Annotated in this window: 18 protein-coding genes; 10 read left to right on the plus strand and 8 right to left on the minus strand. The window is 70.0% G+C overall.

The genetic code is table 11. The features are described from left to right. Positions 1 to 67: 67 nt before the first annotated feature. The gene (locus Q4I23_RS21015; RefSeq protein WP_498527482.1) at positions 68 to 1939 is read right to left on the minus strand and encodes a bifunctional diguanylate cyclase/phosphodiesterase; all 1872 of its coding nucleotides are present in this window, start codon (positions 1937 to 1939) and stop codon (positions 68 to 70) included. Between the two features lie 184 nt (positions 1940 to 2123). Here Q4I23_RS21015 and Q4I23_RS21020 point away from each other — a divergent pair, with 184 nt between their 5' ends. Continuing rightward, a complete protein-coding gene (locus Q4I23_RS21020; protein ID WP_498527483.1) occupies positions 2124 to 3686 on the plus strand; it encodes a helicase HerA domain-containing protein in 1563 nt (520 codons plus the stop codon). 8 nt (positions 3687 to 3694) lie between these two features. Here Q4I23_RS21020 and Q4I23_RS21025 read toward each other — a convergent pair whose 3' ends face one another. Beyond that, a complete protein-coding gene (locus Q4I23_RS21025) occupies positions 3695 to 4102 on the minus strand; it encodes a hypothetical protein (RefSeq protein ID WP_498527484.1) in 408 nt (135 codons plus the stop codon). Between the two features lie 45 nt (positions 4103 to 4147). Here Q4I23_RS21025 and Q4I23_RS21030 point away from each other — a divergent pair, with 45 nt between their 5' ends. Continuing rightward, positions 4148 to 5968, plus strand: a complete 1821-nt coding sequence (locus Q4I23_RS21030; RefSeq protein WP_498527485.1) for a tetratricopeptide repeat protein — start codon at positions 4148 to 4150, stop codon at positions 5966 to 5968. A gap of 7 nt (positions 5969 to 5975) precedes the next feature. Here Q4I23_RS21030 and Q4I23_RS21035 read toward each other — a convergent pair whose 3' ends face one another. Beyond that, positions 5976 to 6197 (minus strand): hypothetical protein, encoded by a 222-nt coding sequence (locus Q4I23_RS21035; RefSeq protein WP_498527486.1) that lies wholly within the window; start codon positions 6195 to 6197, stop codon positions 5976 to 5978. A gap of 72 nt (positions 6198 to 6269) precedes the next feature. Next, positions 6270 to 6428, minus strand: a complete 159-nt coding sequence (locus tag Q4I23_RS21040; protein WP_498527487.1) for a hypothetical protein — start codon at positions 6426 to 6428, stop codon at positions 6270 to 6272. A 229-nt stretch (positions 6429 to 6657) separates the two neighbouring features. Between Q4I23_RS21040 and Q4I23_RS21045 the strand changes: the two genes are divergently transcribed. From Q4I23_RS21045 to Q4I23_RS21065, 5 genes are all read left to right on the plus strand, one after another. Next, positions 6658 to 8265 carry an ABC transporter substrate-binding protein gene (locus Q4I23_RS21045; RefSeq protein WP_498527488.1) on the plus strand — a complete coding sequence of 536 codons (1608 nt, stop codon included), beginning with the start codon at positions 6658 to 6660 and terminating at the stop codon, positions 8263 to 8265. A gap of 104 nt (positions 8266 to 8369) precedes the next feature. After that, on the plus strand, positions 8370 to 9389 hold the full coding sequence (locus tag Q4I23_RS21050; protein WP_498527489.1) for an ABC transporter permease: 1020 nt from the start codon (positions 8370 to 8372) through the stop codon (positions 9387 to 9389). Between the two features lie 13 nt (positions 9390 to 9402). Then, on the plus strand, positions 9403 to 10311 hold the full coding sequence (gene nikC, locus Q4I23_RS21055) for a nickel transporter permease (protein ID WP_498527498.1): 909 nt from the start codon (positions 9403 to 9405) through the stop codon (positions 10309 to 10311). A gap of 11 nt (positions 10312 to 10322) precedes the next feature. After that, entirely contained in the window at positions 10323 to 11165 is an 843-nt protein-coding gene (locus tag Q4I23_RS21060; protein WP_498527490.1) for an ABC transporter ATP-binding protein, read from the plus strand. 4 nt (positions 11166 to 11169) lie between these two features. Then, on the plus strand, positions 11170 to 11946 hold the full coding sequence (locus Q4I23_RS21065) for an ABC transporter ATP-binding protein (RefSeq protein ID WP_498527491.1): 777 nt from the start codon (positions 11170 to 11172) through the stop codon (positions 11944 to 11946). Here the strand turns inward: Q4I23_RS21065 and Q4I23_RS21070 are convergent. From Q4I23_RS21070 to Q4I23_RS21085, 4 genes are all read right to left on the minus strand, one after another. Further along, positions 11930 to 12436: a MarR family winged helix-turn-helix transcriptional regulator gene (locus Q4I23_RS21070; RefSeq protein WP_498527492.1), complete on the minus strand. Its 507-nt coding sequence runs from the start codon at positions 12434 to 12436 to the stop codon at positions 11930 to 11932. The two genes, Q4I23_RS21065 and Q4I23_RS21070, sit on opposite strands and share 17 nt — an antisense overlap. Before the next feature lie 122 nt (positions 12437 to 12558). Then, entirely contained in the window at positions 12559 to 13470 is a 912-nt protein-coding gene (locus Q4I23_RS21075) for a DMT family transporter (protein WP_498527493.1), read from the minus strand. A 146-nt stretch (positions 13471 to 13616) separates the two neighbouring features. Next, positions 13617 to 14333 (minus strand): metallophosphoesterase family protein, encoded by a 717-nt coding sequence (locus Q4I23_RS21080; protein WP_498527494.1) that lies wholly within the window; start codon positions 14331 to 14333, stop codon positions 13617 to 13619. Beyond that, positions 14326 to 15102, minus strand: coding sequence for a nucleotidyltransferase family protein (locus Q4I23_RS21085; RefSeq protein ID WP_498527495.1), 777 nt, complete (start codon positions 15100 to 15102; stop codon positions 14326 to 14328). Before Q4I23_RS21085 ends, Q4I23_RS21080 begins: the two co-directional genes overlap by 8 nt. Before the next feature lie 155 nt (positions 15103 to 15257). Between Q4I23_RS21085 and Q4I23_RS21090 the strand changes: the two genes are divergently transcribed. The 3 genes from Q4I23_RS21090 to Q4I23_RS21100 all read left to right on the plus strand — a co-directional run. Further along, positions 15258 to 15806, plus strand: coding sequence for a hypothetical protein (locus tag Q4I23_RS21090; RefSeq protein ID WP_498527496.1), 549 nt, complete (start codon positions 15258 to 15260; stop codon positions 15804 to 15806). Beyond that, positions 15806 to 16021 (plus strand): hypothetical protein, encoded by a 216-nt coding sequence (locus Q4I23_RS21095; RefSeq protein ID WP_137103625.1) that lies wholly within the window; start codon positions 15806 to 15808, stop codon positions 16019 to 16021. Before Q4I23_RS21090 ends, Q4I23_RS21095 begins: the two co-directional genes overlap by 1 nt. A gap of 150 nt (positions 16022 to 16171) precedes the next feature. Continuing rightward, on the plus strand, positions 16172 to 16502 hold a 331-nt coding region (locus tag Q4I23_RS21100; RefSeq protein WP_498527497.1), incomplete at its 3' end, for a cold-shock protein.

Below are 16502 nucleotides of genomic sequence, written 5' to 3' on the forward strand. Positions count from 1 at the left end.
CAGAAGACGGCATACGCGATAGCTGTTATAGTCTCGTGGGCTCGGAGATGTGTATAAGAGACAGTCCCTAACCCTCCCCCGCCACCGGCGGGCGAGGGGACGAAAGGGTTGGGAGGTGGACGGTGCAGAGCTTGTCGGGGCTTTCCTTGGCGATGGCCTTGTGGCCGGCGATGGCGGTGTTGATCGCGTCGGGGGTCAGGCGGTGCGGGCCGGGAGCGATCACCACGGCGACGCCGCTGGCCGACAGCAGCGGGAAGCGCCGCACCGCGCCGTAACGGTCCTTGCCCTCGAAGCAGCCGGCCTCCCGCGCCTCCGGATCGTAGAGGCTCTCCGCGTCGGAGCGGAACTGCGCGACGAGGTCCGCCACGCGGGCGAGCGCGTCCTCGTCCTCGGCACCGCTGAGGGCGACGAAGAAGTCGTCGCCACCGATGTGGCCGGCGAAGCCGCCGTTGCCCGAGGCCCAGGCCTTCAGCCGCTCGCTGAACATCAGGATGGCGCGGTCGCCCTGGCGGAAACCGAAACGGTCGTTGAAGGGCTTGAAGTTGTCGAAGTCGAGATAGGCCAGGACGTGCCTGCGGTCCTGCTCCTGAAGGGCGCGTTCGATGTGGCGCACGATGGCGGCGTTGCCGGGCAGGCGGGTCAGCGGGTTCTGGTCCGCGGCCATGGCGAGGTTGCGCTCGTGCACCAGCCGGATCAGCGCGCCGCTGGACAGGAAGCCGGCATACTCGCCGCCTTCGATGATGATGATGCCGTCGCTGGCCTCCTCCGCCGAGAAGGCCTCGATCACCTGGTCGAGCGGCGTGGAGATGTCGCAGACCGGACTCTTCACCACCAAATCCAGCAGCGTGTCGCCCAGCCCCTTGTTGCGCAGAAGCTCGCTGCCGAAGCGCGAATAGACGAAGCGCTTCAGGTCGCGCTCGCGGATCAGCCCCAGCGGGCGCTGCTGGCGGTCGACGATGGGGGCGATGGACGGGCTGTTGTCGCCGCGGAAATATTCCAGAAGCTCGGTCTTCGGGGAATTGACGGCCAGCGGCGGCTGCCGCTCGATCACCTCGGACAGGCGTAGGCGGGCCTCGTTTGGCTTGCGCCGGTCCTGGCGGTCCAACTCCTCGACGATGCCGTAGCGCTCGGGTACGGCGCGCAAGTCCAGGCTCGGCCGGGCGATCAGATAGCCCTGGGCGAAGTCGCAGCCGAGATCGCGGCAGGTGTAGAATTCCTTCTCCGTCTCCACCCCCTCGGCGATGATGAGGATGCCGAGCGCGTGGGCGTAGCCGACCAGCGCGTGGGCAATGGCCCGCTTGCGCGTGTCCTGGTCGATGCCGTCGATGAAATAGCGGTCGATCTTGAGATAGTCGGGCTTGGATTCGTAGAGCAGCCGCAGCCCGGCGAAGCCGACGCCGAAATCGTCCAGCGCCACCCCGATTCCCGCCTGCCGGTAGCGGTCGATGGCCTGCTCGATGCTGTGGTCGGGACGCAGCTCCCGCCGCTCGGAAATTTCCAGGCTGATGGTCAGGCGCGGGTCGGGCGCGCCGCCATCCAGCGCGACGGGGGTCAGCCAGGGCGAGCCGGCCACCCCGACCACCCGCGCGTCGATGTTCAGGAACAGCTTGGCGTTCGGCCAGTGGTCCAGCGCGCGGAAGGCCGCCACCGCCTTGGCGTGCAGGGCGCATTCGACCTCGGCCAGCAGGCCCTGCATGCAGGCGGCGTCCAGCAGGTCGTTGGGGCTGGCGAAGGGGCTGCGCTCCAGGCCGCGCAGCAGCGCCTCCATCCCGTGGCAGCGCCCGGTGCGCATCTGCACGATGGGCTGGAAGGCGACCGACAGCCCAGCCAGAAGACGGATCCATTCCGCCGGCAGCGCGGCCTTGCGGGCGCCGCCTGCCGGTGTGCCGGAGCGATCGTCCCATTCGTCTGCTGGCACCGAGGCCATCGCTTCGTCCACCGCCGGCTGTCCATGTTCGTCGCGGGCAAGCCCATCTTGTAGCGGATGATCTTTTCGATTTCGTGACAAAGGCAAGGCGTCTGCGCGCAGCGCGATCCAAAATGCCCTTCGCACCGCGGCCCCGCTTTGCGCTATAGGGGTGCGCTTCAACGCAGACGATGGCGGATCTGGGAGGCGGCGGGGCATGAAGGTCGGCATCGACATGGGGGCGGCCATGACGGCTGGCGCGACGGGGGCGTCGGCGATGCTGGATCTCGAGGAGCTGCTGGCGACCCGCCTGCTGGTGCAGGGCAACTCCGGTTCCGGCAAGTCGCACCTGCTGCGCCGCCTGATCGAGCAGAGCGCACGTTGGGTGCAGCAGGCGGTGATCGACCCCGAAGGCGACTTCGTGACTCTGGCCGAGCGCTTCGGCCACATCGTGGTGAACGCCGACGAGCACAGCGAGGCCGCCTTGCAGAGCGTCGCCGCCCGCGTGCGCCAGCACCGCGTCTCCGTCGTGCTGAACCTGGAGGGGCTGGACGCGGACCTGCAGATGCGCCACGCCGCGGCCTTCCTGGGCGGGCTGTTCGACGCCGACCGCGACCACTGGTACCCCATGCTGGTGGTGGTGGACGAGGCCCAGCTCTTCGCCCCGTCGGCCGCCGGAGAGGTGTCGGACGAGGCGCGCAAGGTCTCGCTGGGCGCCATGACCAACCTGATGTGCCGCGGGCGCAAGCGCGGGCTGGCCGGGGTGATCGCGACGCAGCGCCTCGCCAAGCTCGCCAAGAACGTGGCGGCGGAGGCGTCGAACTTCCTGATGGGCCGCACCTTCCTCGACATCGACATGGCCCGCGCCGCCGACCTGCTGGGCATGGAGCGCCGCACCGCGGAGATGTTCCGCGATCTGGAGCGCGGCCATTTCATCGCGCTCGGCCCGGCCATCTCGCGCCGCCCGCTGCCGCTGCGCATCGGCGCGGTGGAGACGCAGGGGCGCGCCGGCAGCCCGAAGCTGATGCCGCTGCCCGACACCCCGCTGGAGGACGCGCGGGAGCTGATCTTCAGGCCGGGCGAGCCGGAACCGCCGCGCCTGCCGGTGCGCCGCCCCTCGACCAGCGCCAGCGCCGATCTGCTGGCCCAGCTCTCCCGCCCGCGCCCCCTGCCGGTGGAGCCGGAAACCGACGACGCAGCATCCGCGCCGCCCATGGAGGAGCCGGAAACGCCGGAGCAAGCGGCGGAGCGCAAAGCCGCCTACGAGGCGATCCTGCGCGAGGTTCTGGCCGATCCGGAGGCGCCCTACCGCTCCATCGCCGTGCTGTATCAGGACTTCCTGGTGCGCTGCCGGACGCAGGGGGTGCGGGGCGAGCTTCTGGAACTGCCGGCCTTCCGGCGCAAGCTGGCGGCGGCCCGCGCCGGGGCGGGGGACGGCACCGCGGAGAATCCCGCTTGGGAAAAGGCGACCCAGGTCGCGGCCACCCTGCCGGAGGACATTCAAGTCGTCTTTCTGCTGCTGGCCCGCGCGGCGCTGGACCATCTGCCCTGCCCGTCCGACGCCGACGTGGCCCGCGCCTGCGGCAGCCGGTCGCGCGGGCGGGCGCGGCGCCTGCTGACCTACATGGAACAGCGCGGCTTCGTCGCCACGCGCAGCGGGCTGGGCAACACGCGCAGCATCGCCCTGCCGGCGCTGGGCTGGGAGACGGCGCTGGGCGACCCGAACGCCGAGGACGGGTCCGATGGGCCGGAGGACGGCGGCCTGTTCGCCACCGCCTGAGGTCTATTTTACTCGTCGTCCGGCTCGATCCCGGCGGCCAGGGCGTGGGCCAGACGCCCGGCGGCGGCGACCCCGGCCATGGCCTGCTGTGCCTTGGCGGCGATGCGCGCGGTGCCTTCCGGCGTCGGCTGGTAAAGCGACGGGTCAGGCAGGCGCTCGACGAAATCCCAGGCGCCGGTGGCGGGGTCCCAGACCTCGAACACGTCAGGGTTGGGGCGGCGGGCGACCCAGGCGCGGGCGGCGTTGCCCTCGGCGCAGAAGCGCACCCCGAAGAAGCGGCTGGCCGCCATGGCCCCGATGGCCGCGGTCAGGTCGGCGTCGGCGTTCGGGAAACGCTGCGTCAGAGCGGCGCGCAGGGCTTCCGCCAGGGCGCGGCGGTCGTCATGATGGGGAAGGCCGTCGGGATCGGTTCTCATGGCCCGCGATGGTAGAGGGACGGCGCGCCTCCGCAAGCGGGCGCGATGTCGCAAGCGCAGCCCGGAGTCGTCATGGTCAGCCTGTCCGAAGCCTACGCCATCGCCATCGGCCACCACCGGGCCGGACGGATGGGCGAGGCCGCCGGGGTTTACCGGGCGATTCTCGACGCCGATCCGCGGCAGGCCGATGCGCTGCATCTGCTGGGCGTGTTGTCCGGCCAGACCGGGCGGAGCGAGGAGGCGCTGTCGCTGATCGCCCAGGCCATCGCGCTGGACCCGGAGGCGGCGGACTATCACGACAATCTGGGCAGTCTGCGCCGTGGCGGCGGTGATGCGGCGCGGGCGGCCGCGCAGCACGCGCGTGCCCTGGCGCTGGAGCCGGCGCGGGCCAAGGCTACCTTCAATCGCGGGCTGGCGCTCGGCGATCTGGGCCGGGTCGGGGAGGCGCTCGGATGCTTCCGCGCCGCCCTGCGGATCGATCCCGGCTATGGGGCGGCGGCGCTGGCGGCGGGACGGCTGCTGGCCGGCGGGCCGGAGCCGCTGGCGGCGGGGTGCTGGCTGGTCCACGCGCTGTCCCTGGCGCCCGACAGCGCCGACGGCTGGGCGGCGGTGGGGCGCGCGCGGCTGGCGGTCGGGGAGGCCGACGGGGCGGTGACGGGCTACGGCCGGGCGGCGCGGCTGCGTCCGGACGACGGGGCGGCGCTGGGCAACCTCGCCATGGCGACCTTGCAGGCAAGCGGCGCCCTGCCGGAGTTTCCCCGCGCCGACCGCCCGGAGGCGAGTTGGGGCGAGCCGCTGGGCCGCGTCCTCGACCTGTTCCTGGCGGCGCTGGACCGCGGGGCGGGGGAGGTGGCGGAGGCCGCGCTGTTCCGCACCGCCGTGCTGACCATCCACCGCGGCATGCTGGACGACGCCCGGCTGGAGCGGATCGCTGAGCGGGCGCGGGACCGACTGCGGCGCGCGCCGGGGGATGGCGCGGCGGCGGCCTGCATCGCACACGGCCTCTACCGGCGGGGGCGCTTGGCGACCGCCTCGCGGCTTGTCCAGCGCTATCTGCGCGGCTGGTCGGAGGAGGCCATCCGCGCCGACCCGCAGGCGGCGAAATGGCGGCAGGTCGATGCGCGGCCGGTCTTCCTCGACGCGCTCGCCGCGTACCGGCCGCGCATCGCCGGGGCGGGGGAGCGGTCGATGCCGGTTCCTCCTGCTGCGGGTGGTGACGCGATCCTGCTGGTCAGCGTCGATTCCGGCTATTGGCGGCGCTTCGGCGGCTGGTTCCTGTCCCACGCCCAGAAGGACCCGGCGGGCAACCGCGTGCATGTCCATGTCGTCAATCCCGACGCGGAGGACCACGCCGACCTGGACCGCCGCTGCGCCGCCCAGCCGGGGCGGCTGTCCTGGTCGCTGGAGCGCATCGACCTGCCCGTCCACGCGCCGGGGGCGGAGACCACCTATTACGCCTGCGCGCGCTTCTTCGTGGCCCTCGACCTGCTGGAGCGGACCGGGGCGCCGGTCTTCATCACCGACATCGACGCCCGTTGCACGGCGCCGCTTCCGCCAGACCTGCGCGACGGGGCTGGCTGGGACCTGACCGTCATGCGCGACCGCCGCGCCCGAGGGCCGTTCGACGACATCATCGTCAGCTTCCTCGGCGTCGCGCCGACCGCGGCGGGGCGGGAGTTTCTCGGCCTCGTCGGCGCCTACATCGGCTGGTTCTTCGACCGCGGCGAGGCGGCCTGGACGCTCGACCAGGCGGCGCCCTACGCCGTCCTTCACGACTGGACGCGGCGCGGGCGGGTGCCACGGCTGCGGGAGTACGAATTCCTGCGCCTGCCCTGGTTCGATTTTCCGGTGAAGGGGGAGGGGTGACGGGACGCTACGCTGCCTGGACGCTGTTGTCCTTGCGCCGGGACAACTGCAACTGGCCGTCCAGGCACTTCACGTAGGTGGTCTTGCCGGCCTTCAGATTGTCGCAGACGGTGACCAGCGCGCGCGGGATCGCCGCAAACTCCTTCGAGCCGCGCGACTGCGTGTTGTAGGCGGTAAGGTGCTGGCGCAGCCCCTCCTTCGACACCGGCTTTCCGTCGTTCCCGATCATGGTCGTCCCCGCGTGTGTGGTCCTTAAGGGACAAGGCTACGCGGGGACGGTGCCGGACTCAACGCTCCGGACTCAACGTCCGCTGCCGTCCGGGGGCTGGTCCCCCGGTTTTCCCCCGTCGCCGGTCCAGTCGTCGGTGATGAAGCGCTGCGCGTCGCTGATCTTCTCCACCTCGTCGCGGCTCGGCGGCTTGGGCACGCGCGACTGGCCGTTCTCGCGGTCCTGGTCCATGGGTCCTCCATCGCTTTGACAGTGATGTGGACGGAAGGGTGGGATCGGCAAGCCCGTTGCGGACCGGGGTACGGCCTTCGCGTTTGGTCGCAGGGGACCGCTATGACCGCCGCCCGCTTGACAGGCGAACCCGCGCCGCCGGATCATCCGGCCGTTAACCGCTAAGAATTCCAAAGAGAATTCGCCCCGTCCGGGGTCGTTCCGGGATCACGCAGGGAGTATGGGAACCATGAACACGCTCGCGCGCCGTCTGGCCGGTGCCGCCCTTCTGTCCGCCGGTCTTTCCTTCGGTCTCGCGGCCTCGCCGGTCCTGGCCGACACGCCGAAGGACACGCTGGTCATGGCCTGGCAGTTCGACGACATCGTGACGCTCGATCCCGGCGAGATATTCGAGCTGTCGGGGGCCGAGTACGGCGCCCAGGTCTACGACCGGCTGATCCGCTTCGACGTCAACGACGTCAGCAAGATCCACGGGCAGGTCGCGGAAAGCTGGACCGTCTCCGACGACGGCAAGACCTTCACCTTCACCATCCGCGACGGCATCAAGTTCCACTCCGGCAACCCGCTGACGGCGGAGGACGTGGCCTACTCGCTCCAGCGTGCCGTGAAGATGAACAAGGGGCCGGCCTTCATCCTGACCCAGTTCGGCCTGACGCCGGAAAACGTCGACCAGAAGGTCCGCGCGACCAACCCGCGCACCCTGGTGTTCGAGACGGACAAGACCTACGCCCCAACCTTCGTGCTCTACTGCCTGACCGCCGACGTTTCCGGCGTGGTCGACTCCAAGCTGGTCAAGAGCAAGGAGGTCAACGGCGACTTCGGCGCCGCCTTCCTGAAGGCCAACTCCGCCGGGTCCGGCCCCTTCGTCCTGCGCCAGTGGAAGGCCAGCGAGCTTCTGTCGCTGGAGGCCAACCCCAATTACTGGGGCGGTGCGCCGGCGGTGAAGCGCGTGCTGATCCGCCACATTGCGGAGCCGGCGACCCAGCGCCTGCTGCTGGAGAAGGGCGACGTCGACGTGGCCCGCAACCTGAAGCCGGAGCAGTTCGAGCCGCTGCGCGGCAACGACAAGATCCGCATCGTCCAGGCGCCCAAGGGCACGCTCTATTATTTCGGCCTGAACCAGAAGAACGAGGTCCTGGCCAAGCCCGACGTGCGCAAGGCCTTCAAGTACGCCGTGGATTACGACGGCATGGCGAAGACCATCATGAACGGGCTGGGCACCGTCCATCAGGCCTTCCTGCCCAAGGGCTTCCTCGGCGCGCTGGAGGAGAACCCGTACACGTACGATCCGGCCAAGGCGAAGGAGCTGCTGAAACAGGCCGGCTATCCGGACGGCATCACGGTGACCATGGACGTCCGCAACACCTCGCCCAGCATGGACATGGCCCAGGCCATCCAGGGCAGTGCTTCGGCGGCGGGCATCAAGATCAACCTGCTGCCGGCGGATGGCAAGCAGGTGGTCACCAAGTACCGCGCCCGCAACCACGAGGCTCTGCTCTACCAGTGGGGCGCCGACTACCAGGACCCGAACACCAACGCCGACACCTTCGCCGCCAACCCGGACAACGCCGACGACGCGAAGGCCAAGCCGCTGTCCTGGCGCAACGCCTGGGACATCCCCGAGCTGACCAAGAAGACCGCCGCCGCGGTCGAGGAGCGCGACACCGCCAAGCGCGCCGCGATGTATCAGGAGTTGCAGCGCGAGGTGCTGGAGACCTCGCCCTTCGTCATCATGTTCCAGCAGACCGAGGTGATCGCGGAGCGCAGCAACGTCGAAGGGCTGGTCTGGGGGCCGAGCTTCGACAGCAATTACTACTGGAAGGTCAGCAAGAAGTAAGGCGGGCTTTACCCTTCCCGCACTTCATCCCCTCTCCCCTCCGGGGAGAGGGTTTTGTTTTCGAACTCAGGTGAAACTTGGCCGCTATCTTGAAACGACCGGGGATGCCGGGGCGGCGTCATGCGATTCGCGGGGCGGGGTTGCTCGTCTCGGTGGCGTTGACCGTCCTCGGCCTCCTGCTCGTCACCTTCCTGATCGGGCGCGTGGTGCCCATCGACCCGGTGATCTCCGTGGTCGGCGACCGCGTGTCCGCCGACACCTATGCCCGCGTCCGGCAGGAGTTGGGGCTGGACCTGCCGCTGTGGCAGCAGTTCCTGCGCTATGTCGGCGACGTGCTGCAGGGCGATTTCGGCACCTCGGTGCTGACCTCCCGTCCGGTGCTGGAGGACATCCTGCGCGTCTTCCCGGCGACGCTGGAACTGGCGACCGCCGCACTGGTCGTCGGCGTTCTGCTGGGCATCCCGGCGGGGGTGATGGCCGCCGTCCATCGCGGGCGCTGGCCGGACCATCTGATCCGGGTGATCGGGCTGATCGGCCATTCCATCCCGATCTTCTGGCTGGGGCTGATGGCGCTGCTGGTCTTCTACGCGCGGCTCGATTGGGCGCCGGGGCCGGGGCGGGTGGACGTCTTCTACGAGGGGCTGGTCGATCCGGTGACCGGCATCATCACGGTGGACGCCCTGCTGGCCGGCGAGACCGACGTGTTCTGGAGCGCGCTGCACCATCTGGTGCTGCCGGCGGGCATCCTCGGCCTCTACAGCGTGGCCTACATCGCGCGCATGACGCGCAGCTTCATGCTGGACCAGCTTCGCCAGGAATACATCACGACGGCCCGCGTCAAGGGCATGTCGGAGGCGCGGGTGATCTGGCGCCACGCGCTGGGCAACATCGCGGTGCCGCTGACCACGGTGGTGGCGCTGTCCTACGCCTCGCTGCTGGAAGGGTCGGTGCTGACGGAGACGGTGTTCGCCTGGCCGGGGCTGGGGCTCTACATCACCAACTCGCTGCTGTCGGCGGACATGAACGCGGTGCTGGGCGGGACGCTGGTGGTGGGGACGGTCTTCATCGGCCTGAACCTGCTGTCCGACCTGCTGTACCGCCTGTTGGACCCCCGTGCGCGATGAGAGGGGCACGATGATGCACGTTACCGAAAACGGGCTGCGGGCGTGGTTGACGGCGGAGACGCCGCAGTCCCGCGGGCAGGCGCGGCTGGGCCGGGTCTATCTGGGCTGGCTGGCCTTCGCGCGCAACCGGCTGGCCATGATCGGGCTTGGCATCGTGCTGCTGCTGGTGCTGATGGCGGCGCTGGCCCCGCTGCTCGCGCCCTACGACCCCTACATGCAGGACCTGTCGCAGCGTCTGCTGCCGCCCAGCGCGGCGCACTGGCTGGGCACCGACGCCTTCGGCCGGGACATCCTGACGCGCATCCTCTATGGCTCCCGCCTGACGCTGATGATCGTGGCGCTGGTCGCGGTGACGGCGCCGGTGGCCGGGCTGCTGATCGGGACGGTGGCGGGCTATCTCGGCGGCTGGGTGGACGCGGTGCTGATGCGCGTCACCGACATCTTCCTGGCCTTTCCAAAGCTGATCCTGGCGCTGGCCTTCGTCTCGGCGCTGGGGCCGGGCATCGAGAACGCCATCATCGCCATCGCGATCACCAGCTGGCCGCCCTACGCCCGCATCGCGCGGGCCGAGACGATCACCATCCGCAAGAGCGACTTCATCAGCGCCGCAAGGCTCCAGGGCGCCTCGACGCCGCGGATCATCCTCGGTCATGTGGTGCCGCTCTGCTCCTCCTCGCTGATCGTGCGGGTGACGCTGGACATGGCGGGGATCATCCTGACGGCGGCGGGGCTGGGCTTCCTCGGCCTCGGCGCGCAGCCGCCCGCCCCGGAATGGGGCGCGATGATCGCCACCGGGCGGCAGTATGTGCTGGAGCAATGGTGGGTCGCCACCATGCCCGGCATCGCCATCTTCGTGGTCAGCCTGGGCTTCAACCTGCTGGGCGACGGCCTGCGCGACGTTCTGGACCCGAAAGGCCAATGAGCCAACCGCCGATGAGCGACAAACCTCTGCTGGAGGTCGAGAACCTCCGCATCTCCTTCCCCACCCGGACCGGCGTGACGCAGGCGGTGCGCGGCGTCTCCTTCACCGTCGGGCGGGAAAAGCTGGGCATCGTCGGCGAGTCCGGCTCCGGCAAGTCGATGACCGGGCGGGCCATCCTGCGGCTGGTCCCGCCACCCGGAATCGTCACCGCCGACCGGCTGAGCTTCCAGGGCGAGGACCTGCTGACCTTGCCGGAGAAGCGGCTGCGCGGCATCCGCGGGCGGCGCATCTCCATGGTCATGCAGGACCCGAAATTCTCGCTGAACCCGGTGATGACCATCGGCGCCCAGATCGCCGAGGCCTACCGCGTCCATTCCAGCGCCGACAAAGCGGAGGCGAAGCGGCGGGCGCTGGAGATGCTGGAGGCCGTGCGCATCCGCAACCCGGAGCGCGTCTACGGCCTCTACCCGCACGAGGTGTCGGGCGGCATGGGCCAGCGCATCATGATCGCCATGATGCTGATCCCCAACCCCGACCTGCTGATCGCCGACGAGCCGACCTCGGCGCTCGACGTCACGGTGCAGATGCAGGTGCTGGCGATCATGGACGAGCTGTGCTCCAGCCGCGGCATGGGGATGATCTTCGTCAGCCACGATCTGAACCTCGTAGCGTCCTTTTGCGACCGCATCCTGATCATGTACGCCGGCCGGGTGGTCGAGACCTGCCGCGCGTCGGAGCTGCACGCGGCGAAGCACCCCTACACGCGCGGCCTGCTCGACAGCCTGCCGCGCCTGGACGACACGCGGGCGGAGCTGCCGGTGCTGGCGCGCGACCCGTCCTGGCTGGAGGGCTGAAGGCATGATCGACGTCAGGGATCTGCGCGTCACCTTCGGCCATGGCGCCGACGCGGTTGCCGCCGTTCAGGGGGTGTCCTTCACCGTGCGGGAGGGCGAGAGCTTCGGGCTGGTCGGCGAGTCGGGCTCGGGCAAGTCCACGGTGCTGCGCGCCGTCGTCGGGCTGAACCACGACTGGACCGGTTCCATCGCCGTGGCGGGCGCGGCGCAAAGCCGCCGCCGTGAGAAGGGCTTCTTCAAGTCCTGCCAGATGGTCTTCCAGGACCCCTACGGCTCCCTGCACCCGCGCCACACCATCGACCGCATCCTGGCCGAGCCCATCGCCATCCACGGGCTGCGCGACGCCGACGCGCGGATCGACCGGGTGCTGCGCGACGTCGGGCTGGGTCCGCAGTTCCGCTTCCGCTACCCGCACCAGCTCTCCGGCGGGCAGCGCCAGCGCGTCGCCATCGCCCGCGCGCTGGTGCTGGAGCCGCGGGTGCTGCTGCTGGACGAGCCGACTTCGGCGCTCGACGTGTCGGTGCAGGCGGAAATCCTCAACCTGCTGAAGCGGCTGCGGGCGGAGCACGCGCTGACCTACGTGCTGGTCAGCCACAATCTGGCGGTGGTCGCCACCATGTGCGACCGGCTGGCGGTGATGAACCGCGGCCGCATCGTCGAGGAGATGAACGTGGACTCGCTGCGCCGAGGGGCCGCGCGGGAGGACTACACGCGCCAGCTCCTGCGCGCTAGCCAGGGCTACGACCGCGCAGCGGCGGACAGCTTCAAGGACTTCGCGTAGCGGGGCGGCCAGCCAGGGCGTCGGCCTGGGCCTGGAGCTTGGCCAACAGGCCGTCGAGCTGCCCCATCTCCTCCTCCGTCAGGGCGCCGGTCAGCTCCCGCTCGTAGGCCAGCGCGAGGGGGACGATCTCCGTGTAGATCGCCAACGCCTTGGGCGTCAGGGTCAGCTGCGCCTTGCGGCGGTCGGTGGCGCCCGATTCGCGCAGGATCAGCGCCGAATCGAGCATCCGGCTGATCGCCCGGCTGACCTGCACCTTGTCCATGGCGGTGCGCTGGGCGATCTCCCCCGCGCTCAGCGTCTCGCCGCCGCCCAGCACGGCGATGACCCGCCATTCCGGGATGGTGATGCCGAATCGCTTCTCGTACAGCTTCGCCACCGTGTGGCTGACCGTGTTGGACAGCACCGACAGCCGGTAGGGCAGGAAGCGGGTCAGATGCAGCACCGGCGCGGCGGGATCGGCGCCGGAACGCTTGCGGCGGGGGGAGGCCATGGGGTGTCGCGCCTTATCGGAATGCGGGAACCGGGTGCCGGTTTCTCCATCCTGCCCCGGAAATTGGCGGACGCAACCGTTTCAGATAAAAATTTCCAAACCGCGGAGATTTCCCGACCGGCTCAGCGGTTGACGATCAGCGCCACCCCTAGCACCGCGACGATGGCGCCCGCCCAGGCTCCGGCCCCCGGACGCTGGCGGGTCCAGACCCACAGCATCGGCAGGATCAGCACCGGGCTGGTGGCCGACAGAGTGGCGACCACGCCGGCGTTGCCGTGGGCCAGCCCGATCAGCAACAGCGTCATCCCCAGCCCGAGGCCGATGAAGCCGTTCACCACCACCTGGGCGAAGATGCGCGGCGTCAGGCCGGGGCCGAAGCCGAAGCGCTGGCCGGGCAGCAGCCCGCCGGCGAACAGCAGCAGCCCCGACATGCCGACGCGCACCGCCGCCGCTGCGATGGGGTCGGCGCCCGCCGCCATCACCGGCCGGGCGATGACCGAACCGGCGGCCTGGCAGACGGCGGCGATCAGGCAGGCGCCGACGCCGACCAGCAGGCGCCCCCGCACCGACTCCCAGTCATGGGGAACGGTGCCCGTGCCGTTCGGGACCGGGCTGGCGCGGAAGAAGATCGCCAGCATCACCCCGGCGGTGACCAGCGCGATGCCGACCGCCGTCCACGGTCCCAGCGCCTCTCCCAGCACGCCCCAGGCGAGCAGCGCGGTGATCGGCGCGTTGGTGGCGTAGATGACCGAGTTGCGGCGCGGGCCGATGCGCCCCAGCGCCCAGAACAGCGCGGTGTCGCCCATCACGATGCCGACCGCGCCGGACAGCGCCAGGATCGCCGCACCCTGCAGGTCGAGAGTCTGCCAGCCGCCGAGCAGCGTCGCGGCCAGCGCCGTGCCGACGAAGACGATGCTCATGCGCAGGCGGTTGAAGGCGACCGAGCCGATGGCCCGCACCGGGCCGATGGCGATCAGCCCGCTGGCCGCCCAGCAGAGCGCAGCCCCCAGGGCGGCGAGGTTGGCGGTCAGCATGATGGGAGCTTCGGAAGGGCAGGGCGGGGCGCAAAATGGGGCATTGTGCCCGCACCCTATCCGGAACCCCGCCGGGGCGGTAGTGCGACGGTGGCATGGCGGGGGTGTGGGGAGGTCGTCGCGTCGGGCCCCCCACTAACCTTCCCTCACACCTCGATCAGCGCGTAGGGCCTCCCCGACTCCTTCTCGATGGTCTGGGCGACGTTGTAGACCGGCGTGCCGCGCAGGGTCCGGCCGGCGTAGCTTCCGTGGTGGGCGTGGCCGTGGACGACCGCCTGGACGTGGAAGCGGTCGATGGTTTCCGCCAGACGGGAGGAGCCGAGGAAGGGATAGATCTCGGTCGGCTCGCCGCGCACCGTCTCGGCGATCGGGGCGTAGTGCAGGACGACCATCGTCCGCTCCGTCTCCAGCTGGCGCAGCGCGCTTTCCAGCCGCATCGCCTCGTTCAGCGACTCCTGCACGAACTGCTTGATCGCCGGTTCGCCGAAGGCGTCGAGCATGCGGTTCTCGAACCCGCCGCCGAAGCCCTTCACCCCGGCGAAGCCGACACCGCGGATCTCCACCGGGTTGCCGTCGAGGAAGCGGACGCCCGCCTGCTCCAGGATGCGCTGAAGCTCCTCGACATGGCCGCATTCGTGGTCGTGATTGCCCAGCACGGCGACCACCGGGATGCCGATGGCGCGCAGGTCCTCGGCCAGCACCTCGGCCTCGCGCGGCTTGCCGTGGTTGGTCAGGTCGCCGGCCAGCGCCAGAACGTCCGCCCGGTCGGCGATCTCCTGGAACAGCTCGCGGTAGGGATGGGAGGAGGTTTCCCCCACATGGATGTCGCCGATGGCGGCGACCTTCAGGGTTGCATCAGCCATGCTTCGTTTCCTCGCCGACGACGTCGGCGAACCCCCAGTCCGTGACGTCGATCCGATAATCCTCGCGCGAGAACAGCCGCCCCCGGCAGATGCGGGTCTGCGGCACCGGCAGCTTCGCGCGCTCGTTCAGCCGGTCCAGAAGCTCCTGCAACAGCCAGGCGGGGATGTGGTCGCGCTCCGTCGGGTAGATGAAGCGGAAGTTCAGGACGTGCATCAGCAGCACCTCCCAATACTGCTCCATGTGGCCGAGCAGCCGTTTCCAGTCGATGTGGGCGTGCTGCTTCAGGATCATGTGGACGACGTCGGGACCGTCGTACTTGTGCCGCATCTGCACGAAGGCCTTGGAGAAGACCATTTCCGTCGGCGGGATGAGCTGCACGTCGGCGCCGCAGACCAGCGCGCGGTGATCCTCCTCGAACCAGCGGTCATTGACCGGGTTGATGGCGGCGGCGGAGTTGAAGATCACGTCGAAGAACAGGTCGCCGTGCAGGACCTTGCCGATCCAGCGCTCATCCTCGATCTCCGTCGCGAAGCCGCGGTCCTGGAAATGCGCGAGGATGCGCGGGAAGTCGCCGCCCCGGCAGAAGATGTCGATGTCCTTGGTCGGCCGGGTGATCCCGGTGTAGGCGCTGAGCGCGTAGGTGCCGCCCAGCAGGAAGGGTATGCCGGACTCCTTCAGGACCTTGAGACTCTCCGTGTAGAAGGCTTCGGCCTCGGCCGAGACATCGGCACGGCCTTCGCGCCCCCGGCCTTCACAGTTGCCGTCCATCGCACCCCCTCTCCCCCGCCGTTGTCCGTTGCGCCTTCAACAGGAGGAGCGGGCGAAACGGCACCACCGAATGGTGTCCATGGCGGGAAAAAGCAGGTGGAACCGCCGCACCGCTACACCGGTTGAGGGTGGTATTGCTGATGGGGAGGCAACCGATGGCACGACATCCGATCCCACAGGGCCTTTTGCTCGCCGCCGGCCTCGTGCTGTGCGGCGCCGGTCCCGCTCTGGCGCAGGGAAGCTGCGCCGCGCTGGTCGACCGCTTCGCCGCCGAGAACAACCTGTCGGCCAGCCCGCCGCCGGTCGCGACGCCGCCGGGCAGCTCCGGCTCCACCGCGGGGGATGGGGCCTTGCCGAATGGCAGTTCCGGCACGACGCCGGACCAGCTCGCCCGCTCGGGCGGGGTGGTGGCGCCGCCGGCCTCGGGCGATCAGGCGGTGATCGAGCCGCCGCGCACCGGCGCCCCCATGCCGACCGCTCCGGCGGTGCGGCCCGACGCCGCGCCGAACAGCGGCTCGTCGATGGAGAGCGGGTCGATGGGGCAGGCGGCGCGCAACGCCCAGATCGAATCGCTGGTGACCGCCGCGCGCTCCGCCGCGAAGGACGGCAACGAGCAGCTTTGCATGGACTCCCTGGACAAGGCGCGCGGCCTGACCCGCGCCGCGCCGGGTGCTACGGGTGGCACGATGGGCGGGGGCGGCTGATGGCGACAATGCGGATGATGGCCGAACTGATGGCCGCCGACCTGAGCGTTGCGGGTCCCCTTCCTCCTTCCCCGCCAACCCCCGACATGCCGGTGCCGCCGCCCGGCATGCCGGACATGCCCGGCGACCCGTCGCGGCCACCGATCAAGGAGCCGCCGGACGCCATTCCGGTCCCGCCGGAGGAGCCGCCGCCCAACCCCGAGCGGCTGGCCTGAAACCGCTCACCGGGGAGAAAAATGGCACCAGGGCCGCGGGCGCGCAAAACGGCGCGCCTGCGGTCTTGTGATTCGCGCGGGGAAAGGCGATGTGTTCTGTCGGGCACCGGAGGCCGGTGCCGAGTCGCCTTTTGGAGTTCAGTGGGTCTCATGCACCGTCAACCCCCGCGCCAGCACGTCTACCGCCAGCCCGTCGTCCTCGGCACCCAGGTTCAGGCCACCGTCAAGTGGTACGATCCGACCCGCGGCTTCGGCTTCGTCAAGTTCGAGGACGGGTCGCCCGACGCCCTGATCCCCGCCGCCATCGTCGGCACCGCCGGTCACGAGTCCCTGCCGGACGGCGCCACCGTCGTGGTGGACATCGTCGAGGGGCGCAAGGGCAACCAGGTCTCCGCCCTGCATTCGGTCGACACCTCCACCGCCTGTCTCTTATACACATCTCCGAGCCCACGAGACTATAACAGCTATCGCGTATGCCGTC

It is taken from the genome of Azospirillum sp. UFLA03-27, assembly GCF_059803775.1.